Source organism: Dawidia soli (assembly GCF_018598185.1).
GTDB lineage: Bacteria > Bacteroidota > Bacteroidia > Cytophagales > Cyclobacteriaceae > Ohtaekwangia > Ohtaekwangia soli.
In genome coordinates this window covers 45,193-66,593 of record NZ_JAHESC010000006.1, presented here as the reverse complement: position 1 = coordinate 66,593, position 21,401 = coordinate 45,193, and the positions used below count along the sequence as shown (strand labels likewise).

Genomic DNA, 21,401 nt, shown 5'->3' with positions numbered 1-21,401 from the left:
GCCACAAAGACAAACCACCTGCATGCAAGCCCTGAAGATCCTCGCATATTCCGTCATCGCCCTCTATATCCTGGTCGCCCTCTTGTTATACATCTTCCAGCGGAAGCTGATCTTCTACCCCGGCAAGATGGCGCGGAACACCAACCTGAACTTGTCCAGCCACCAGCACGAAGTATTCCTCGAAGCCCGCGACTACGAAACCATCCACGCGCTCTACTGCGAAGGCACACGCCCGGAAGTGATACTATACTTTCACGGCAACGCCGGCGACCTGAGCGGATGGAAGTTCGTCACCGAAGATTTCTCCGCGCTGGGCTACGCGGTATTGATCATCGACTACCGCGGCTACGGCAAAAGCACCGGGCAGATCTCCGAGCAAGGCATGTATGCCGACGGCGAAGCCGCCTACGAATACCTCACAAAGGAGCTTCATATCTTACCGCAGAATATCCTGGTATACGGCCGGTCTATAGGCAGTGGCGTGGCGGTAGAAGTGGCCACACGGTATCTTGTCCGGGGCCTCGTGCTCGAATCACCCTATACATCGCTCAGCGCGTTGGCCAACGAAAAGGTCCCCTTCTTTTTCCCTTCGTTATATCTTCGCTTTCGGTTCAACAATCTGCACAAGATCACTTCCCTTACATGCCCCGTTGTGCTGCTGCACGGCACGCAGGACGAGCTCATTCCGCCCACACACAGTCAACGACTGCTGAACGCTATACAAACTAAAAAGAAACTGATCCTGGTAAAGGGTGGTGGCCACAACGATCTGGGAAGCTTCCCGGAATACGCCCAATTCTTACAGGAAGACCTGCCGGGCTTCTTTCATTGAACAACCTCTGCCAGCGCAGCCACCGCCCGTCTGCGCAGGTCGGCATCACCTCTATCCATCGCGTTTACGATAGCCTGACATTCGCGGGCATACACCGGGGCAAAGTTCGGATCGTTCTGCGCAATATCTGCGGTGTTATCCAGAATGTCTGCATACTTGACCGTCTGTGCCTCCGCGCTCACCGTACCAAGCCGCTCCGCCTCGCGCGCCCGCCGCTCCTTTCGCTTCATGCGCGGATGCCGTTCATGCGTATACACATCGGTCAGCTCCACCACCATCTGCAGCGTACGGGCAACGTCGGCCTCGGCCATCAACGTTTCAAGAAACGTGCGGATCGCGGCCTCTCGCACCGGCGTATCTTCCAGCACATCGTGCAGCAGTGCCGCGCACAGCGTAGCAATATCCTGCGTATAGGCGCGGCATATCTCCATCACCCGCACCGGGTGCACAATATAAGGATCGTCGACATAACGCCGGCGCTGGTCGCCGTGGGCACGATTTGCGAAATCGCGAACGGCAGATAGGATCGTGTCTTGCGTGTGATGCATTGTTGTACGGCAAGTTACAACATGCGCTCAAAACCCATACCCCAACGTCACATAATAAAACCCACCCACACGCGGGCCGCCCAGGAACGAATGATAATAGTGGTTGAACACGTTGCTCCCGCCCACTTTGACCGACAGCTGCTTGAGTTTCTTGCTCACCTGCGCATCCACCGTCTGGTAGGCCGGCACATTACCATTGACGAGGAACGATTGCCAGTAATAATGATCCTGCCAGCGGTACGTCACCATAAAACCAAAGCCCCGGTAAACATCGCTATTACCAACCGAGAGGTTCACAATCCAGGCCGGGGTGTTGAAGCCGTCTTCCAGACCATCGTTGCCCGAACGACGTTGCAGGCGTGCATACGTCAGGTTGCCATTCAGGCTGAAGCGCTTGCCGAACAGGTACTTCAGCCCCAACCCCGCGCCATAGTTGTAAGCGGTAGTCTTCGAGTTGGTCCACATGCGGTAACGCTCCTGGAGCGTCCGGTCGGCCAGGTAGTAGGAAGTCGAGTCAGCATTGGACGTACGGGGAATATTCATTTCCACCTGGGCAATGAAGTTGTTGTAGCGGTTGTAATAGAAGTCCACGTCCACGTACAGGTTCTCATCAAAGAACGCACCGCGATAACCGGCTTCGAACGAGCGGATCTCTTCCGGCTCGACATATGTATAGTCGTTCTTCTTCAGCAGCGCTTGATTATTAACGATCGCATCTGCCCGGGAAATACCGTTCTGGTTAATATCACGTAAGACTGCCGCCTGGAACGCGTCGATCGACGTCCGGTTATAAGCACGCTCGAATATACCGGATGACATGACCGGCAACCCGCCCACACGCTTCACACCGCCGCTATTGACATTGGAGAACGCTTCGAACACACTCGGAAACCGGAAGCCATTCTGAAACGAAAATCGTACATGGTGTAACGGCGATACCGAATAGACCGCCGTAAACCGCGGGTTCCATTTCAACGCATAATATTCGTTCTTGTCGGCCCGCAGCGTGGCCCCCAGCTTTAGCTTATCGCGGAAGGACTTCGATACCTGCAGAAAACCGCCTGTCTTGCGATACAATACATTGCGACCGTCCTCTTCCGGGTTGATAAAGTAGTTGCCATCCGGAAGGATGATATACGTACGATGGTCGAAACCCACCAGCACTTCCACACCGGTAGCAGCCTTCAGATCGTCGAGCAGTTCCTCCGTTACGTTCAGTTGGCCTTCTACGTGCAGCATCCTTGACTTCACCCGCAGCGCGGCGCCATAATCCCAGTTGTTGATGTCGCCCAGTGTACCGATCAGGTTGTCAAAGACCGCCGTGCCCGGCTGTGGCCGTCCGGCATCGCTCACACCCCGCGCCGCCCGGTGCGCATCGGCCACGCTTATGCCAGAAGCAACAGCGTCCTGAAAGGCTGCGGTATAGTCGGCATACCAGGCGTTATCGGACTTAAACGTGCGGTCTATGTTCTCCCCCATCGACCGGGCATTGTAAGACTCGCCGGTGTTCTCGACGTTGAGATACGCCAATGCCTGCACCGACCGCGACGTAAAAGCTAATCCATGTTGTTGTAACCGATAGTCCTCGAGCCGGAAGCGGTTGGCCCGCTGGTAAATATTGTCGAGGTTGGCGAAACGATACGTATAGATCAGCCGGGTGTTGGGCGTAAAGGCATAGTGCAGCGCCGCGTCGGCCTTAACGTTGTGAATGCTATAGTCTACGAGCTCCTGTTCGTCATAGCCTGTACGGGCGACGACATAGTTCTTACCCCCCAGCGACAGCGTGCGGCGATTGGACGACTCGTTGCCATAGCCGTTTACAGGATCGAACGCCGGATTGTCCGCGCCCAGCAACCCCGTGCTGGCATTGGCATGGCCGGCCAGATCGGTATGATCATCGGCAATCCAGTCCGTAGCCGTTACGTACGAGCCATTGATCTTAAACGCGAGGTGTTCGTTGATCTTCCGGGCCCATCGCAGACTCGTCTCCGAAAATATCTTCCCGCCCCCTTCCGTGTGAATGCGGTTGACACCGGTCTTTTGTTGCAAACTTATCCCCTCTGTGGTAAAAGGATCTCTCGTCAGGAAATTAGCCATGCCGTTGATCGCATTCATACCATATAGTGCCGAGGCCGTACCGGGAATGATCTCGACACGTTGTATATCCAGGTCGCTCGGGCCGAGCATGTTCGCGATCGGCGTACCCAGGTGTGGTGCCTGATTGTCCATGCCATCGACCATCTGGACAAACCGTACATTGGTTGTATTCCCAAAGCCGCGCGTGTTGATCACTTTAAACCCAACACTCGGCACCAGCATCTGTACCCCCTTGACATTTTCCAATGCATCAAAGAACGATGGCGCCGCGGAATGATAGAGAACGCGGGACGATAGTTTTTCGACACTGACAGGCGAGCGCCCCAGGTCCTCTTCCAGCCGCGATGCCGTCAGCACAACGTCGTGCAGGAGTACCACCTTGGTGGTATCGGGTTGGTTTTGCGCCCAGCACACAAAGGGGCCCATGATAAGATATACGATCCGTAGAATTTTAACCATAGAAGACGATCGCCGGTTATAAGGGTGGTAACAAATGAACAAAAAAACATCCGAAATCATAGCGGGCAGGAAAAGAAACCGGCCCGGAGGTCGAAATATACCCATGAAAAGCACGTATTGAATGATCTATGGACCGATATTTCCAATCGTACCTATCGCATGCTAAACAAAGGATAGTTGCCATTCGCGAAATAAATACCGAAATTCATATAAACAACACCAATGGCCATACCCGCCCGCTTCGCCTGGGCTGCTACCGTAATCGACGCAGCCGCTACTGATCACATTCTGGAAATTGGATGCGGCGCCGGCCTGCTGGTAGCCTCGCTCGCGGAAGGCCTGACAACAGGAATTATTGTTGCCCTTGACAGATCCCAGCCCATGATCACCCGGGCGGCAAAACGCAATGAAGAATGGATTACAACCAAAAAGGTGAACCTGCTCGCCGCGACCCTTTACGATGCGCCATTGCCCGACAAAGGGTTCCACAAGATCGTGGCGTTTAACGTAAACTACTTCTGGAAGACCGGCTCACCCGAACTGGCGTTGGTCAAAAAATTTCTCAAGCCCGGCGGCAAACTATATGTCTTTCACCAGGCGCCGGCAACAGGAGATCGCAAAACGGTACCCGCTATCAAGGCCGCGTTGAAAGCAGACGATTGGAAAGTGGTCGACACGCAAAGCAAGATATTTGAGCCGGCTCCCGCCTATGCTGTGATCGCAGCGCGGTGAACCGGCTTGGCCGACCACTATCGGTAGGTGACAAATTCTTTATTGTAGCGGCTCCGGTAATCCAGCGGCAGCAGTCCCGTGATCTTACGAAACGTCTCGCGAAAAGCCTTGGCATCGGCATAGCCAGACTCGTACATGACTTCCTTTACCGTGCGGCGGCTGGTTTCGAGCATCTTTTTGGCCAGCTCGATCTTTAGTCGCTGTTGATATTCTAACGGGGTGTTGCCCGTGGCTTTTATAAAACGCCGGTCAAAGTTGCGGCGGCTGAGCGTATACCGTTCCGCCACATCTTCCATGGAGATCCGTTCGCGCAGGTTCTCCTCAATAAACAACTGCGCTTTCTTGATAAGCTCGTCCTCGTGATCCTTTTGAGCCTCAAAGATCACAAACGGCGACTGACTCGTGCGATTGATATCGACCTGAAAGATCTTGGCACAAAAAACAGCCGTCGCCCGGTCGTAATATTTCTCGACCAGGTACAGCATCAGGTTCAAGTAGGAAAAGGCCCCGCCGTTGGTATACAGACCATGCTCGTCCGTCACCAGCTTATCGGGTAACAGCGTAACGCTGGGGAACATCTGGCGGAATGACCGCGCGGCATTCCAATGCGTGGAGCATCCCCTGCCGTCCAGTAAACCCGTTGCCGCCAGGATAAAAACACCGGTACAGATGCTGGCAACCTCCGCACCAAGCTTGTACTGGTGCTGTACCCAGGCAACGATCTCCTGGTTATCGCCCACCAGCCGTTCAAAGTCGTAGTGCCCCGCGGGAATGATGATCAGGTCAGTCTTTTTCACAGCGTCGATATGCGCGTGCGGCGTAATGGAGAAGAGACCGTCGTACAAATCCACCCGCGATTGCACGCCGACCACCTGGACGTTAAAGATCTTTTCCTCGCCGCGCTGCTCGCAATACTGATTGGCCTTGATCAGGAACTTATAAGCCCCCACTACACTGCTGAGGTTGCTCTGGCCATTGGGCACAAGGATCGTGGCGTGCTTCATACCGGTCTTTTTTATAAAAATACGCACGACCGCTGTCCAAATCAACCCGCCAGAAAGTCCAGATCACGCCCCGTCCTCTTCTTCGATTTTCCATCGTAGAATTTCATGAATTGCATATAATGGAAGGTTAGTCATCCAGGATTCTTCCCTGAAATCAGACATAGATGTACGAACAGCCGGAGAAGGGATCCCGACCTGCCGCGCTCCTCGAATAATCAACGGTTTACGAATCGATGATTCCTTCCAATGACGTAATGCTTCCGACGCTTACCGTATCATAGCTTGTTTTTTAGCGTATTTTATACGTTCTACATTTTTTCGTACGACTTTTTGTTAAACCGAACACTTTTTCGTACGACTTTTCATTAAAACCAACACTTTTTCGTACGACTTTCGACCTTCCATATGCGTGATCAAGCTCTTTCGACATTACGTGGGTGGTCTGGATCGATATTCCGACGCCAACCGTGCTGAGTTCGACCACTTGTATAAATGCGCGCGGTAAGCGGCCATAAGTTCTAATTTTACACACATGCATCACCCATGTCATCCGTCGACCCTGCTGACAGCGCTGGCCCTGACCTTATCGCTGAGCGCCTGTCAGACAAAAACTACCCCTGAAACACCCTCTTCCGAACCCACGGCGTCGGCCCCCGTGCAAACGGATACCGTGCCACCAAAGATGATCTGGATCGAAGGCGGCACGTTTACCATGGGTTCTCCAGAGCCGGACTTTTGGGATGCACATCCATTGCACCCCGTGACGGTAGATGGCTTTTGGATGGACGAGCATGAAGTGACAAATGCCGAGTTTGCTGCCTTCGTGGCGGCTACCGGGTATCGCACGGTGGCGGAGATCGCACCCGATCCAAAGGATTTTCCAAATATACCGGTAGAAAGTTTAGTCGCCGGCTCGGCGGTGTTTACACCGCCTGCTCGGAGCGTGTCGTTAGAAAACCCGCTGCAGTGGTGGACCTATATGGCCGGTGCCGACTGGCGCCATCCGCAGGGACCGAAGACGACGATCAACGGACGACCGAACGACCCCGTCGTGCAGGTCTGTTACGAGGACGCTGCCGCCTATGCCCGGTGGGCGGGCAAACGCCTGCCGACAGAAGCAGAATGGGAGTACGCCGCACGTGCCGGCAAGGACGCACAACCCTACTATTGGGGTACGGAGCTGAAGCCCGGCGGCCAGTGGGTCGCCAATATTTTTCAAGGCGTGTTTCCGGAAGGGAACACGTCGGAAGATGGGTATACTACCTTGGCGCCTGTAAGATCTTTTCCGCCGAATGCGCGGGGACTCTATGACATGGAGGGAAATGTGTGGGAATGGTGCGAGGATTTTTACCGCCCTGATTATTATGCACAGAGCCCGGCGAAGAATCCTCAGGGGCCGGAAAACAGCCTGGACCCCGATGAGCCCGGAGCGGTAAAGCGCGTGCAGCGTGGGGGGTCTTTCCTATGCAGTGATGAGTATTGTATCCGGTATAAGGCCGGGAGCCGCGGCAAGGGTGAAGTGAAGAGTGCTTCAAATAACCTTGGTTTTAGATGCGTCAAGGATAAATCCTAGATCAAGCATAGTAATCCAAATGTGCAGCCATAGTTAAAGCATAGTTAAAGCACTGATAAAGCAACACCACCTATAGTGGCTTATCAGTGCTTTAACTATGCTTTAACTATGCTTTATCCATGCTGGATACGTGGCTTTGACCCGGAGTATCCCGGCCCTTCTACCGAAACATCATCGCCATTTTCTTCTGTCTCTCTACCTCCTGGAAGTTAGCATCAATAGATATCCCTCACCTCCAAAAGGTATTATTTAGAAATATTCTAAATAATCATTGAAGCGAATAAGATTGACTCCCATCTTTGAGCCATCATTTAGCAATAAGTGACCCGTTGGTACTCTCTCATAGGTTAGGTAATGAAAGGGAATGCATGTGGGAATGCATTCCCGATTTTTGAACTGGGGAGCTCCCTGCCTTGAACCATCGAATACCATTCAAGCAGGGAGGCTCACCCGCCAAAACATAAAAAGAGAAATGGATCGGGACAGGCAAAACAAGCAAGAACCTGTACGGTAAGCCCCTGCTCGCCAGTAGTGTCTGTATGGCGGCAGGGAGCCTTACCCCCGGCATCCTGATGTTTTATTTTTAATATATACCCGCATGCTGTGCTCGGATATCACGTACCACCAGAATTCTTTTGGATTCACCAAGAAATGTACCTGCCACAATGCCGTGCACCTCACCTTTGGCAACATTTCCCTGCTGTTAAGCCGCTCACAAACCACCGATTTCACCACATACATCCGTGAAACACTTGCAGCAGAATGTTGCCTGGCCGACTATGACGAGCGCGCCATCTATATTCCTACACGCGATTTTTCCATGATGTTTGCCATGACGTACAACGAGCTGCGGCTGTTGTACGAGATCCTCGACCATACCCTGCTGATGATCGAAGTTGAAGAAGCGCTGAAGTGTGAATAAGCTTACTTGACGCGCCCGGGAAGAGAGGTGCCGACTTTCCCGACGGTCTTAATGTGATGTTTGCGACCAGTGTTACAGATCGACAGGCGGCTCATGGATAGTCATTCCTCCGATCTCATATCTTCTGCGGAACCTTCACGCCGGCCGGTACCTCGATATCCATTTGATTTGCTTCCGGCACCAGCGGACACGAATATTTGTGGTTGTAGGCACAATAGGGATTATAAGCCTGGTTGAAATCGATGATGATCCACTCCTGCCCTTGCGGAGGTATTCTCAGGTCTATGTAGCGGCCGCCACCATAGCTCCCCTTCCCATTGGTCAGATCGCTGAAAGGAAAAAACAAGTAATCTGCATATTCTGCGCTGGCCATCAGGTCTTTCGATTGGTAGATGGGTAGTCTGAATTGCTTATCCTTTAATGTAAACTCGGCAAAGGCATAGATTCGTTCCGTGGAGAGACGCGTGGTAGTCGTTTTGAGCTGAAAGAAGGATGCATTTTCTACCCGGACGAATTTCGCCGTAACCCGGTAGCTCAAATCCACGGCGAAAAACTCATGTCCGTTAAACTTTGGCAGGTCTTTCGGCTCCAGCGGCGATTGTTTGGGATCCTTGTATTCCTCGTCGAGCTTTTTTTGAAACGCCGCGATCTCCGAAGCAGCCCGGGTGGTATCGTTCTGGGCGGATAGGTCGAGGCTCAGCAGGCTAAGGAACAACAAAAAGACCTTTTTCATATCATGGACGTTATAGAGTACCAAAAGTAAATGTTTTGGACTACTTGAAAAAACGGCCGAATGACAGCGCTTTTATTGGCCATTACTCTTTCGTCAAAACAAATTTCCAATCGCCGACAACGCCGTCTGTGCGCCCCGTGGAAGAAGGCTCGGCGTACGTAAATTCAAAGATCAGCGTGGTCTCTGTCACGTCGTAGGAAATGCGTACGTCGTCTTCGCGGGTCAGGTATTCCGTGGGGTCCTGGGTGTCGAAGAAAAGGCGGCCGCCGGAAGCTGCGCGCCAGGGGCTGTCCGAAGGGTTCTCTTCGATGGTGTAGCTCATGTTCGTGCCGGCGGTAAGCGGCGATACGGTAAAGACAGTCTCGGCGTAAGCCTCCTGAACGGCGCCGTCCAGGGTCACCGTGGTGGCTTTCCAGCGGCCGGTCAGCTTTTCGATTTGCTCGTCGGCGGCAGTTTTGGAATGGCTGTCGTCGTCCTGGCAAGCCGTTGAGAGCAGGCCTCCGGCGGCGACCAGGAGCAGTATACAGATTCGGATAGAATGGATCATGGTGATGTTGTTTAAGTAAGCCCTGCCGGACAAAACTGCCCGACAGGACTACACTAACCTAACTAACAGTATTTTTTTAATTGCCCAGGATGCCGGCAACAGTGAAGTCGACGCTCTCCTTACTATAGAGGCCGCCGATAAGGTCGAAGCCTCCGGCGATGTAATGCAGGGTGAAGGTGTCGTCTTCCAGGTGTTGCAGTATGGTACGCATTTCGAAGGATGTAATGTTGGCGCTTTCGTTGGACCGCTTCGAGGTCAGCTCCAGGGTGCCGTCGGCGGCGATGGTATAGTCATAAACCCATTGCGCCACGATCGGGTATCGTTCGATGCCGCCTTGTACTTGCGACAAGTTCACATTAAACGCCATTTCCTGGTTGATGGGGTCGAACACAAAGAACATTTCGTGCAGGCCGATGGGCGTCGCCCGTTGTGACAGCTCACTGGCAGCCATGTCGTAGATGTCGACAAAGTCGCGTGACTGCCCGGGGATCCTGTTCTCGTATGGATTGGCCGGAATGGCGATCACTTTATAGTCGCGCCCCATGACGGATGCCAGCGTGGTGGTAGGCTCCAGGATGAGTGGGTCCGTGTCGTTATACAAGGCTACCGGATTGGCCAGCTGTGCGGTATACACTCCGTTGTCGGCATCCCAATGCAATGCCCGGATGCTATAACCGTCGATCTGCAACGCGTCGCGCAGTTGAATGCCGTCCAGGGACAGGGTGAAAGGCGTACGGAAGGTAACGATCTGGCTGTTGTCTGCGGAGAGATACTGTGCGCCGAAGATCTTGCGGGTCACTTCAAAACGCACCGGCAATATCTTGCCGTTGGGAAGCTCCAGGCGCAGGCCGTTGTTCGCGGCCGTATAGGCCTTGGTGGCTTCCAGCAAGGTACGTACCCGTTCGTCCGCGATCTGCGCCCGCTCCTCCGCGGTGGCCTTGATTAATACCAGCTCGTTGGCGTAACGCAGGCCTTTCATGATAACGCTGTCGCCCGCGGTGCGAACGAATGTAAACTCGAAGTCCGACAAGAGGCCGGAGCCGTTGGTCCCGCCACTCGTCTCTCCGTCGGGGTCTGCCGGCAGGTGTATATACGAGTAGGTCTCGAACGTGAGCGTGATCTTTTGCAATGCCTTCAGCACCCACTCACTGGACTTGGGGGTGGCGGCCGTCGTTTCATTGAAGTCCGAAAACATGGTCACGTTGCCGTCTTCGTTAAACTGAAGGTGATAGAAGTAGCCTCCACCCGAGCCCGTGTAGAGCATGGCGCGCCAGCCGTTCGGTGCGCTGGTGAGCAGCGTCTGGTATTCACCCATGGCTTCACGGATGCGTTGGTCTGTCGACTCGCCAAAGATCGATTCATAGTCCCGGTCGCAAGCCGCCATAGACAGGGCGGCGGCCGCGATCAGCAGGACATGACGTATAGTACGATTGAAAGATATCATTTTATGCAGGAACATAATCATTGTCAGTTAGCCAGGATACCAAATGTATAACCGTTGTTGGGTTCGTTAACCGGGTATAAGCCCACCCAGCCGCTGCCGGGGCAGGATGTGCGCTCCCACTCGATCCTGAACTGGTTGAGCGCGAAGTAGTCGATGATGTGATACGCCTCGTGGTCCATCAGCCATTGCCCGGCTTCGTTCGGCGAGTAATCATAGTACAGTGCGTATGCTCCGTTGTCCTGTTGAATCACCTCGAAGCCGAATGTCGCCAGTAGATACTCGCGCTCGCCGGCGGCGTTGGTGCGACGGTAGTATCGCTGCAGCTGAACGTGCGTTTCGTCGGTAAAGACCAGGCGGAAGTATAGCTCCAGCTGATGGCCTTTCTCTTTGGCCACGGCGTTGTAGTCCAAGACAAAGGCCTCGCCGAAACCTTGCGGATAGGTATAGCGCGACAGATCAAATTCCAGGGCGACAGAGTCTTTGCCATACCCCCACACATCGAACACCGGCGGCAGCTCGGGCTCGGGCGTGGCGGGCGCCAGCTCCTCGAGAGCCTCCTGTACCCGGGTTTGCAGCGTCGTGAAATTGATACCGAATTTTTCCTGGAAGTAGTCTACCACCAGCTGCTCTTTGCGGCGAATGAGCGCGCGGGAGGCAGCGCTCGTTTCGCACGACAGGATGCGCTCATAGCCCTGCTTGCCTTCGATGAGCATGGTGGCTACCATCTCCACAAAGTCTTCGTTGGGCGACAGCATGGCGTAGGGAGTGATATAGCCACGCAGGCGCGCTTCGGCTACCGGTATGGTGGCCCAGTTGGCAGTGTAGCTGCCGGCGGTCACTTCTTTGAATTCCGACTGGTAGTTGATGGTCTGATTCAGGATGTGGCCAAACTCGTGCTCGACGGTATGCATCAGGTTTTTCACCTCTTCGCGGTCGTCGGCTTCAAATTCGTTGACCACAAACAGTACAACCTTACGCCCCCCCTCGGCCGTACCGATGGTGCGGGAGCCGTCCTGGTTATAGTTGGCGCTGCCGACAAGCAGGAATTGTTTGGGGCAATATTCCTTCATGAACGCCGGATCAGCCACCTCGTTGTAGGTGTCGATCCACACGCGCTTGACCACATCCATGACGTCTTGCACTTTGGCGACGTCGGGGGGCGTAAGCGTTTTATAGGGATCGAGCTCGGAGTTGTCCCAGCGGTATTTTACCTGTATGTTGTAGGGCTCGGTGAAGGTGGAACGGATCCAGGTGTCGAGCCCGGTTTCGGGACGGTTATTGTCGCCGGTAACATAGTCGATGTCGCTTTCCTTTACATCGTTGTACGGGTCGCTGCACGACACGCCCAGTAAGGCGAGCGTGAGAAGGCAGGTGAAGATATGTTTATGTGCCATACGCTTATGCAGTTTCAGGTTGATTATCGGGGGTTGGGCTCGAGGCCGGCCAGGGTGATCGCTTCCGCCGGCAGCTGCAGCACCCGGCGGGGGTCGCCGGGCTTCAGCTCGTAACGCTCGCCGGTGCGCGTCGTGTGCACCACCGTCAGGTTGTGCCGCCGAATGTCGAACCAGCGCATGCCTTCATGGATGAATTCGGCGCGACGTAGGTCGAGCACGGCGCGCAGCGTGGCCTTTTGGTTGTTCGTCTCCCCGTAGAAATTATACAGTCTGTTAGCCGACAGGTTGTGATACTGCGGCACGTAGCCGCTCACCCGCTTGCTGACCCAGACGTTCAGATCGGCCAGGGCCTCTTCCGTGCGCTCCAGTTGGACATACGCCTCCGCACGGCTCAGCAAGGCCTCTTCCGCGGTGAACAGCGGAATGAAGGTATACGAGAAGCCCGTGTTCGCATTCGTGCTCGTGCGCACAAAGTGCTCGCGGTATTTGGGCACCGCATAGATCTGGTTCGAATTCGAGATGAGGGAATAGGCATAATTGCCGCCGGTAGGATTGGGCGCCATGACCTCGCGCATGCGGTTGATCCCCGTGCTGTACCGCAGGATACGGAAGTTGACATACCAATTGGATATACAACCCACCAGCAACAGGTTGGCTTTTTCTGTCGAGCGTGTATAGGCCGCCATCATCTGCTCGGCCGAGTAGGTGCCATAGGTCGTATTCCACGGCCGCAGGTTGGCGGCGAAGTCGCCGTTGTTGAAGACTTTGCCGGCGTGCTCGATCACCTTGTTCCAATCGCGTTTGAACAGGTAGAAACGCGCCGCGAACGTCTGCGCGGCGGCGCGCGTAAAGTGGTAACGCGGTACACCCGAAGCATCGGAGTCGTCCGTCACATACTCTTCATCGCTGATCAGCGGCAACGCCTCCACGAGGTCTTTCTCGATCATTTCATATACCGATTGCACCGTGCCCCGCGTATAGCCCTTCAGCGACTCCGTCTCGGGCTCCGTGACATACGGTACACCCGGAACGTATGCTGCCGTGGCAGGCTCATAGGATTGCGCGAACAGGTTGACGAGCATGAAGTGCGCATAGGCACGGGCGATGAGGCCCTCTCCCTTTTCGGCATTGTACTCCGCAGGGCTGCCGGCCTGCTCGATGGCCCGCAGCGCATGGTTGGCCGCGGCGATGGCCGCATAACACGAGTTCCAATAGCTCTCCGGCGAGTCCTGCGTCGTGGCCGTAATGTCCCGCCAGAAGTAGGCATCGGTATTGATCACATCCTGCGACTGGCTGAGATTGTCCTCCACGTTGTCGGACATCGCCTCGCAGAACGGCATGTAGTTACCCTCGGGGTAGGCCGTAACCAGTACTTCGGAAATCTTTTCCTTGGAGTCGAGCTTGGTGCGGTTGTCGGGGATCTTTGAGAGAAAATCCTCGCAGCCCGCCAGGGCTATGCCTGTTACCAGTAATATAGAGCGATATAATTTCATCGTACGTGTGGTAAGAGGTTAGAGGTTCAGTTTTAACGTAGCCGTGATCTGTTTCGGCACAGGCATGGCCACACCACCGGAGCTATAGAACTCGGGGTCCTGGCCGTAAAGCCGTTTGTCTGCGTACAACAGCAACAGGTTCGTGCCGGTGACCGTGAGCGAAGCAGCCTTCAGGCCGGTCGTCGACAACAGCTTCGTCGGCAGGTTGTAGGCCAGCGATACCGTACGCATGCGGATGAAGCCCCCGTCGGCCACCCGGGCGGTGGAGTAGTTGTAGCTGTTGTAAGGATAGCCGGCCGTAAGGTTGGCCAGCGACGTGCGGTCGAGGATGGACGGTATATTCGTATACTGCTCATCGCCCGGCAGTACCCAGCGGTCGAGAAACTCGCGCGGCATGGCATCGAGGTCGGAATACGCCGTTTTGAAGACTGGATTCAGGCGTATCTTATTACCCGCCTGATACGTCAGGAATACGTTTAGCGTGAAAGCCTTATACCGGAAAGTATTGGATACGCCCCCCGTTACGGTAGGATCGATCGCACCTTCGTACTTCAGGTATTGTACGTTGGGACTCTGTAAGAACACATCGGAGCTGAGGTTACCCTCGTGGTTGATGAAACGCGGCATACCCGACTCCGGATCAAGGCCCTGGAAGTCGATCGAGAATAACCCGCGTACCGGGTATCCGTTCATCGCCCCCCCGTCGGGGAAGACCAGGTTGAAGATCCGGGGCTCGTTCTTCAGCGACGTGATCTCCGTCTTATTGTAGCTGAACACATAGTTGGCATTCCAACCCCAGTTGTCGCGATTGACCACCGTCGCGCCCAACGTCAGATCGACACCGTGCGATTTCATGTCGGCGTAGTTGATCGCCTTGTAGGGCTCGCCACCGATGCCGGAAGTTTTGATGATGCTGATCAGGTCGAACTGGTTGCGTTTGTATACATCGGCTGTCAGGACAAAGGTGTTCAGAAAGCCGACGTTGACACCAACGTTCAGCTCATACTGTTTCTCCCACGTCAGGTCGGAGTTCTCGAGGCTTTCAATGCCGATGAGCGACTCCGTGTCGGTGAGGTACGGGCGGCGGGTCGTGCCGCTCCGGAACACAACGGACGCGTTATTGGCATTCCCCGTATTGGCCGTCAGACCGTAACCGGCTTTGACGGTAAAGAAGTCGATGGCACGAAGATCCTGCATGAACTTCTCGGTGTCGACGTTCCACGCGGCGCTCACGTTCCAGGTCGGCAGCCAGCGGGCGGTGGACGATTCGCCGAGGCGATTGGAGCCGTCCATCCGTACCGTGGCGTTTAATACATATTTGCTGTTGTACGAATAGGTCGCCCCGCCGTAGAAGCTGGCGTAACGTTCGTAACCATAGCCCATACCGAAGTAGTTGAAGTTGGCCTCCAGCATTTGCTTCAGGAGAAGATAATCCGTATACGGCACGCCACCGCGGCTATACTGGTAACCGTAACCGTTGCTGAACGATGCTCGGCGGTCCACCTGCCGCAGCTCCTGCCCCACGACAAGGTTGGCGTTGTGAATGCCAAACGTATGGTTCCACGTGAACTGGTTCTTGAGGTAATAGCTGATCATCTTGTCGTCGGTCCGGTTGTAGAAACCACCTTGCGGAAGTACCACCACGGGGTCGACATTCGGATAGTCGGGGTTCCAGTATAAGAATTTGTTCCCCTGGCGGATGAGCTGCGAGCCATCCGCGCGGTAGGCCTCCGCCATATTGGAACCTTCTTCTACTTTGTGCTCGGTCACGGTGTTTACCGAACGGGCCGAGCCGACGAAGTCATACTTCAGGCCTTTCAGGATCTGGTAATTGAGCTCGCCCTGCAGCTTGAAATCGAGCTGGTCCAGATCGATATAGTTCTTGTCCACTTCATTGAGGATGTTGAACGGTGCATAGTTCCGGGTAAAATACTCGCGGCTCCCATCCGCATTGTACGCGGTAAGCACGCGGCTGGTGTTGATCGCATAGCTGAAAGGGTTGATATCGAAGTCGCGGTCATACCCTCCCTCGACGACATTGGGTTGTCGTGTGACGCTGCCCGGAGCGCGTTGATCGCGCACGGAGCCCGTGGCAATGATGCCGAAGCTCACCTTGTCCGACACGCGGAAGTTACCCCGCGCGTTGGCCGTATAGCGTTTTACGTTGTCGGCAATGGACCAGCCGTTGTCGTTGTAGTAGCTGGTGGAGAAGTATAACTGCGACGACTCCGTGCCCGACGATACGCCGAGCGAGTGTTCTTGTACGAACGAGTTATCGAAAAGCACGTCGAACCAGTCGGTGTTGGCCAGGGCATAGCGGTTCAGGAACGCCCGGCGGGCGGCGTCGGTATTATCCAGCTGGAAACCGTCTTCGCCGTCATAGCTCCCGTTGATGAGGTCGTACATCTTGGTGTAGATCCCCCCGTCGCGCAGGTTGGAAACATCGGCGTGGTTGAGCAGACCCTTGCGCTCCATTTCGGTATAGACCGACATCTGGTCTACCGAATTCAGAATGTTATAGCTGTTGTAGCTTGGCTTGAGATACGACGAGAAGTTACCGGTATAGGTAATGAGCGGTTTCCCCACCCGGCCCTTCTTGGTGGAGATCACGATCACACCGTCTTTCGCACGGGCACCGTATAACGCCGTCGCCGACGCGTCTTTCAGGATGGTGATCTTCTCGATATCGTCGGCGTTCAGACCGGCCACGGAAGAGCCGATCAGGGTGCTGGGGTCGCCGGTGGTGAGCTGCTCGGCCGATACGTTCACGACGTCTTCCAACACCACGCCGTCGATCACCCACAAGGGCTTGTTGTCACCCGTGATCGAAGTGGCGCCGCGAATGCGGATCTTGGGCGCGGCACCAAAGGTACCCGATACGTTTTGTACCGATACACCCGCCGCACGGCCCTGCAGCATACGGCTGACGTCGACGGTGCCTTCGGTTTTGATCTCCTTGGCGTCCAGGCTCACGACCGAACCGGTAAAGAGACGCTTGTCGACCTCCTGGTAGCCGGTAGACACCACGGTCACTTCGCTCAGCGTCGCGATATCTTCTTTCATCGGTACGTCGACAGTCGTTTGCGACTGGATCAATACCTCCACCGGCGAATAACCGATAAAAGTAAAAACGAGCATGGAACCACTTTCCACCTCAAGCGTATACTCGCCGTTCGCGTTGGTAATGGTGCCTTTACCCGATCCTTTGACGGTTACGTTCACACCGGGCAACGGCTGGCCGTCGCTGGCCCCGGTAACACGGCCGCGTACGACAACGGGTGGGGCATTGCGCGGGGCGATGACGATGAGCTTTTCGTCCAGCAATTTATAGGTCAGCCCGGTGGGTGCGAGCAGGCGCGACAGCACGCTTGCCACCGGCTCGTCCTTGGCCGATACCGACACGCGTTTGTTCAGATCCGCGAAAGCGTCGTTGAAGAAGAACGAATACTCACTTTTCTTCTCGATAGCCCGGAAAGCTTCGCGCAGGGTTACGTTGTTCAACTCCAGGCTGAGGTTTTGCGAGTGGGCGTTGCCTGCCAGGGCAACCCCTATCGGAATCATCAGTAAAAGCCAGATTTTCATAACCACCGTTATTTTATTCAATACCGACCAGACACAGGCTTGGCCGTATCTTATTTTTTTCATAGAATTAAGATGGGTTTTGGTTAACAAAAAGAAGGTAGGCCTTCGCCCGAAAGGACGAGGCAGACTGTTTTCCAGCCCTTCAGGATCAGAAGATGTGACGGCATCTTTTGGTCCCTTTTTTTTGGCGCAAGGGGCTTATGTGTGGTGGCTGTACAGAATGTTCATAGTTGATGCTTTAGGTTCGTTATGATAAAAATGGTTTTACGGGTTTTGCAGCGACCGGTACTTCGACGTCGACGACTTGTCTTCGCGCAGTGTAACCTTCTTCTCGTCTATGGTGAAGGCCACCGGCGATGTGAGCGACAGCGCTTTCAACACTTGCTCGAGGCTTAGCTGACGCAGACGGCCGGTGTACCGGTAATTCTCCAGCGTCTTTCCTTCAAAGTCTATTTTGATGTCGTACACCCGCTCGAGCTTCCGGGCCAGTTCCAGCAGCGACTCCCCCTGTACGGACAGCCAGCCGTCCTTCCAGGCGGTTTCCATTTCGGCATCGATGCCCCGATCTACTGTATAGCGGTACCTGCCGGAGAAAGCCGGCCCGCCAGGCGTCGTACGATAGGCTGTTACTTTCTCATTCGGTTTGAGCATGATCACCTCCGTTGCACCGGCATCGTTCTTGCGCTCGATGCGCACAGAGCCGTGTACCAGGGTTGTGATGACACGATCATCGTCTGCGTAAGCTTTGACGTTGAACGCCGTGCCGAGTACCGCTACGTCGTACAGCGGCGTGCGCACGCGAAAGGGCATGTCGCTTTTTATGACGTCGAAGAAGGCCTCTCCCTCCAGCGCCAGGTTGCGATTGTCCACCCCAAAGCGTTCATCGAACGACAGACGGCTTTTGGCATTGAGCCATACCGTGGAGCTGTCGGGCAACGTGACGCGCGTCTTCGAGCCGGGGGGGGCTTCAATCACGGTCAGCGCGTGCGCGGCGCCCGGGCCGGCCGCCGGGCCGCTGAGCTTCCAGCCGGCAAAGAACGCGACGCTTACACACAGCGCAATGATCGCGGCATAGCGCAACCACGGTGCCACCAGGCGCCGTGACGGTGTGGTAGCAGGCACCTGGTGCTGAATGCGGCTCCAGACGGTCTGCCAGTCCCGACCGGCGTCGATCCGGCCATAGGGCAGTCCTTCGAGCTGCTGCCAGTATTTTTTTACCTGCGCATATTCCAGCTGAAATTGGCTGTCGGCCTGCAATGCCTCCCAGGCTAGCTGTTCTTCTGCATCCAGGCTGCTGCCGCTCAGGACTTTGGCCGCCAGGTGCCACTTGCGTTCGTGTTCATCGTGCTCTTGCATAACTTAAAAAAAGGGTTGCTCTGTTTTATATAGGGGATCAATGTGCAATGATCAGCTTACGCGTGGCATGGGTGCCATAACCATCGGCCTGCAGTATATACATACCGCTTCGCGCATGCGAAACATCCAGCGATACGCGGCGCTTACCGGCCCCTACGGTATATTCCTGCGTCTGCACCGCGCGGCCCAGGAGGTCGCGCAGGTATACTTGTACGGTGCCGGGGCGGCCGGTGGCCAGGTCGAACGATACCGTGTGGGACGTAGGGTTGGGGAAAGGCTCCGACAGTTGCAACAGCGGTTTCTCGTCTTCGGTACCCACGGGCCGGCCATAGGCAAAGTCCATGATCACCACGCCGGTGCCGTCGTATTGGTTGTCGTTGTCCCACGGGCTGCCCAGGTCGCTTACGCGGATATAGATCTTGCGGCCCGCCGTGACCGGGAAGTCGGAGATAATAGACCGCGTCTGACCGTCTGCGATGTCGTCGCTGCACGCCAGCTGTTTCATGTTTTCATCGACAATGGCGGCAATGGTGTTAAACCGCGAGTTGGTAAGGTCGACGGTGATGATCCCGTCCTGGGGCGGCACAAAATAATACCATACCGAGTGAACCCGCCTGTCGCCGAAATTATGGCAATACACCACGGAGTCATATTCGGGCTCATACGAGGCCATCATCGTAGAGGTGCCATAACGGGCGGATACAGGCGAAAGCTCGGCGGCATTCGCAAAGTTGTCGTTGAAGACGGAGGACGGCACGATATCGATGGTTCCGAAATAAGACGACACAGAAGGCGTGTATTCCACACCATTCACCACATAGCTCACCAGGTTGATGTCAAACTCGGGGTACGGGAACGCCAGCACGCGCGCCTCGTCTACCTTGAAGCGGATATACATATACGGGTCGCCCGTCAGGGCGATGTTCATGTCGCCGGTAATGGTAAATGTTTGCCCGGGATTTTCGATCGAGCCGAAACGAGGCACCAGTTCATTTATGAAATCGTCGTTGGTGACAAGCTCATAGGGCGTCTGGTAGAAAATGATCTCTTTGATGAACGAAAGATCGGTGGTGCCGTCGAGCGAAAAGGTCATTGCCGTCAGGTTCGCTTCGTCATAGTCACCGGCCATGACAAGCTCTGCCGCGCCGCCGATGATCACTTCGCGGCCCTGTACCACGGGGGGTTGCGGGGGCGTGGTGGCCTGACGCAGAATGGCGTCTTTAATGTATACACGTTGCATGGGACGCACCTCGACGTCGTCCAGCAGCCAGATGCCGGATTCGCCTTCGGGCCCAACGTTCGCGGTATGCACAAAGGCAATGTGTATGGGCACACCCACATACGCGGACAGGTCGATGCGTAGCTTATACTCGTCGCCAACGGACCTCGGCATTTCCGCTTCTGTATAGGCTTTCAATAGTTCGGTAAAAGATTCCGGCGCGCGGGCATCGGTACGCGAGATCCGTACATAGAACATATCGCCCGTCTCGAAGAAAGACCGGCGTGCGTTGAACATGAGGTAATCACCGGCAACGGGTGTGATCTGGGGCGTCATGAGCCAATCCTCATCCACCATGCCTTCTTTGGTGGCTTCTTGCGGCGAGAGTACATATTGATTGATACCCAGGCCCGGACGGTCTACAAACCAGGAGGGCGATGGATCGCCAATACCGCCTCCATTTTGCCAGACGGTCCAACCCGGCGGCAAGGAGAAAGCGTAATCGCGGTTATTAAAGTCTTCAAAGAAAGTTTGCTGCGCGTACGTCGTGTGGCTCGCCACGGCGAGCGCGCCCACGAGTATAAACAGGAGCCATGCGCGGCGGGAAAGTCTTTTATACCACGGACGACAGGTATGCGGGCCAGAGTAGAGTTGCTGCATAGAAGTTCTTAGGCTTAGGAATACGATAAACTGTACCCAAGACAGGAAATTTTGCAGCACCCCTTAAAGACCTTCAGAAAATTTTTCAATTTCTTTTTCAGCCCCAAGAAACGATCATCAGGAAAAGCGAAATCAATATTTCCCGTAAACGTTTTAGTGCAATGGAGATCTGGGCTTCGACGGTTTTGACGGATAGTTGCAAGCGGTCGGCAATGGCCTGGTTGGAAAGTTTTTCCATGCGGCTGAGGGAAAAGATCTGCCGGCATTTTTCGGGCAGGCGGTCGATGGCCTGCATCAGCAGGTCTTCCTGTTCGGCCACGAGCATCAGCTCGAGGGCGTTGTCGCTGGATACCTCGGGCACGGTATAATCACGCAGCTTGCGTTGCGCTACCTTGGAAGATGCGAGCACATTGAGACAGGCATTGCGCACGCCGGCGTACAAATAGGTCTTGAGGGAAAAGCGTATGGTAACATCCTGGCGTTTGGACCAGAACCGCACAAAAAACTCTTGTACGATCTCCTTCGCCTCCTCCACATCGCCCCCGGTATACTTGAGGGCAAACAGGGTCAGGGGCCTGTAATAGGTATCGAATATGACCTTAAAAGCCTGCTCGTGCCCTTCTCGTAAATGCCTGATCAGATCCTCTTCAGAATACTCTTTCACCTGTTCGCGTTTGTCGTGGGGAGGGTGGGGAGGTTAATCCAAGCGATAAAATTATCAATCTTACCATTTAAACCGTAGGAAAATTTTGTAAAACGCTCAACAGCGAAATTTAAACGGGCTTTTAAGACCATTTTCCGCTAAC

Annotated in this window: 16 protein-coding genes; 4 read left to right on the top strand and 12 right to left on the bottom strand. The window is 54.8% G+C overall.

The features are described 5' to 3' along the window. Nucleotides 1-22 precede the first annotated feature (22 nt). Nucleotides 23-832, top strand: coding sequence for an alpha/beta hydrolase (locus KK078_RS05970; RefSeq protein ID WP_254089335.1), 810 nt, complete (start codon nt 23-25; stop codon nt 830-832). Here KK078_RS05970 and KK078_RS05965 read toward each other — a convergent pair. After that, entirely contained in the window at nt 826-1,380 is a 555-nt protein-coding gene (locus KK078_RS05965; protein WP_254089334.1) for an HD domain-containing protein, read from the bottom strand. The two genes, KK078_RS05970 and KK078_RS05965, sit on opposite strands and share 7 nt — an antisense overlap. A gap of 27 nt (nt 1,381-1,407) precedes the next feature. After that, nucleotides 1,408-3,936: a TonB-dependent receptor gene (locus KK078_RS05960; RefSeq protein ID WP_254089333.1), complete on the bottom strand. Its 2,529-nt coding sequence runs from the start codon at nt 3,934-3,936 to the stop codon at nt 1,408-1,410. Between the two features lie 222 nt (nt 3,937-4,158). Here KK078_RS05960 and KK078_RS05955 point away from each other — a divergent pair, with 222 nt between their 5' ends. Next, on the top strand, nt 4,159-4,668 hold the full coding sequence (locus KK078_RS05955) for a class I SAM-dependent methyltransferase (protein ID WP_254089332.1): 510 nt from the start codon (nt 4,159-4,161) through the stop codon (nt 4,666-4,668). Between the two features lie 17 nt (nt 4,669-4,685). Here KK078_RS05955 and KK078_RS05950 read toward each other — a convergent pair whose 3' ends face one another. Further along, nucleotides 4,686-5,672 carry a GlxA family transcriptional regulator gene (locus KK078_RS05950; protein ID WP_254089331.1) on the bottom strand — a complete coding sequence of 329 codons (987 nt, stop codon included), beginning with the start codon at nt 5,670-5,672 and terminating at the stop codon, nt 4,686-4,688. A 532-nt stretch (nt 5,673-6,204) separates the two neighbouring features. Between KK078_RS05950 and KK078_RS05945 the strand changes: the two genes are divergently transcribed. Continuing rightward, a complete protein-coding gene (locus KK078_RS05945) occupies nt 6,205-7,245 on the top strand; it encodes a formylglycine-generating enzyme family protein (RefSeq protein ID WP_254089330.1) in 1,041 nt (346 codons plus the stop codon). A 598-nt stretch (nt 7,246-7,843) separates the two neighbouring features. After that, on the top strand, nt 7,844-8,167 hold the full coding sequence (locus KK078_RS05940; protein WP_254089329.1) for a DUF6686 family protein: 324 nt from the start codon (nt 7,844-7,846) through the stop codon (nt 8,165-8,167). A 115-nt stretch (nt 8,168-8,282) separates the two neighbouring features. Here the strand turns inward: KK078_RS05940 and KK078_RS05935 are convergent, their stop codons facing one another. The 9 genes from KK078_RS05935 to KK078_RS05895 all read right to left on the bottom strand — a co-directional run bounded on the left by KK078_RS05935 (nt 8,283) and on the right by KK078_RS05895 (nt 21,259). Then, nucleotides 8,283-8,900, bottom strand: a complete 618-nt coding sequence (locus KK078_RS05935; protein WP_254089328.1) for a DUF1684 domain-containing protein — start codon at nt 8,898-8,900, stop codon at nt 8,283-8,285. A gap of 82 nt (nt 8,901-8,982) precedes the next feature. Next, entirely contained in the window at nt 8,983-9,447 is a 465-nt protein-coding gene (locus tag KK078_RS05930; RefSeq protein WP_254089327.1) for a hypothetical protein, read from the bottom strand. Nucleotides 9,448-9,523: 76 nt separating this feature from the next. Further along, nucleotides 9,524-10,906 carry a DUF4302 domain-containing protein gene (locus tag KK078_RS05925; protein WP_254089326.1) on the bottom strand — a complete coding sequence of 461 codons (1,383 nt, stop codon included), beginning with the start codon at nt 10,904-10,906 and terminating at the stop codon, nt 9,524-9,526. Nucleotides 10,907-10,914: 8 nt separating this feature from the next. Then, nucleotides 10,915-12,285, bottom strand: a complete 1,371-nt coding sequence (locus KK078_RS05920) for a zinc-binding metallopeptidase (RefSeq protein WP_254089325.1) — start codon at nt 12,283-12,285, stop codon at nt 10,915-10,917. Between the two features lie 23 nt (nt 12,286-12,308). Then, on the bottom strand, nt 12,309-13,778 hold the full coding sequence (locus KK078_RS05915; protein WP_254089324.1) for a RagB/SusD family nutrient uptake outer membrane protein: 1,470 nt from the start codon (nt 13,776-13,778) through the stop codon (nt 12,309-12,311). 18 nt (nt 13,779-13,796) lie between these two features. Continuing rightward, on the bottom strand, nt 13,797-17,360 hold the full coding sequence (locus KK078_RS05910; RefSeq protein WP_254089323.1) for a SusC/RagA family TonB-linked outer membrane protein: 3,564 nt from the start codon (nt 17,358-17,360) through the stop codon (nt 13,797-13,799). Nucleotides 17,361-17,624: 264 nt separating this feature from the next. After that, nucleotides 17,625-18,716 (bottom strand): FecR family protein, encoded by a 1,092-nt coding sequence (locus KK078_RS05905; protein WP_254089322.1) that lies wholly within the window; start codon nt 18,714-18,716, stop codon nt 17,625-17,627. Nucleotides 18,717-18,753: 37 nt separating this feature from the next. Then, the gene (locus KK078_RS05900) at nt 18,754-20,595 is read right to left on the bottom strand and encodes a T9SS-dependent choice-of-anchor J family protein (protein WP_254089321.1); all 1,842 of its coding nucleotides are present in this window, start codon (nt 20,593-20,595) and stop codon (nt 18,754-18,756) included. A 97-nt stretch (nt 20,596-20,692) separates the two neighbouring features. Next, nucleotides 20,693-21,259 (bottom strand): RNA polymerase sigma-70 factor, encoded by a 567-nt coding sequence (locus KK078_RS05895; RefSeq protein ID WP_254089320.1) that lies wholly within the window; start codon nt 21,257-21,259, stop codon nt 20,693-20,695. Nucleotides 21,260-21,401: the final 142 nt, after the last annotated feature.

Coding starts and splice junctions, on each gene's coding strand:
- KK078_RS05935 (WP_254089328.1), bottom strand. CDS start 8,900: ATGAAAAAGGTCTTTTTGTTGTTCCTTAGCCTGCTGAGCCTCGACCTA.
- KK078_RS05915 (WP_254089324.1), bottom strand. CDS start 13,778: ATGAAATTATATCGCTCTATATTACTGGTAACAGGCATAGCCCTGGCG.
- KK078_RS05900 (WP_254089321.1), bottom strand. CDS start 20,595: ATGCAGCAACTCTACTCTGGCCCGCATACCTGTCGTCCGTGGTATAAA.
- KK078_RS05910 (WP_254089323.1), bottom strand. CDS start 17,360: ATGAAAATCTGGCTTTTACTGATGATTCCGATAGGGGTTGCCCTGGCA.
- KK078_RS05930 (WP_254089327.1), bottom strand. CDS start 9,447: ATGATCCATTCTATCCGAATCTGTATACTGCTCCTGGTCGCCGCCGGA.
- KK078_RS05955 (WP_254089332.1), top strand. CDS start 4,159: ATGGCCATACCCGCCCGCTTCGCCTGGGCTGCTACCGTAATCGACGCA.
- KK078_RS05945 (WP_254089330.1), top strand. CDS start 6,205: ATGCATCACCCATGTCATCCGTCGACCCTGCTGACAGCGCTGGCCCTG.
- KK078_RS05920 (WP_254089325.1), bottom strand. CDS start 12,285: ATGGCACATAAACATATCTTCACCTGCCTTCTCACGCTCGCCTTACTG.
- KK078_RS05940 (WP_254089329.1), top strand. CDS start 7,844: ATGCTGTGCTCGGATATCACGTACCACCAGAATTCTTTTGGATTCACC.
- KK078_RS05950 (WP_254089331.1), bottom strand. CDS start 5,672: ATGAAGCACGCCACGATCCTTGTGCCCAATGGCCAGAGCAACCTCAGC.
- KK078_RS05970 (WP_254089335.1), top strand. CDS start 23: ATGCAAGCCCTGAAGATCCTCGCATATTCCGTCATCGCCCTCTATATC.
- KK078_RS05960 (WP_254089333.1), bottom strand. CDS start 3,936: ATGGTTAAAATTCTACGGATCGTATATCTTATCATGGGCCCCTTTGTG.
- KK078_RS05905 (WP_254089322.1), bottom strand. CDS start 18,716: ATGCAAGAGCACGATGAACACGAACGCAAGTGGCACCTGGCGGCCAAA.
- KK078_RS05925 (WP_254089326.1), bottom strand. CDS start 10,906: ATGTTCCTGCATAAAATGATATCTTTCAATCGTACTATACGTCATGTC.
- KK078_RS05965 (WP_254089334.1), bottom strand. CDS start 1,380: ATGCATCACACGCAAGACACGATCCTATCTGCCGTTCGCGATTTCGCA.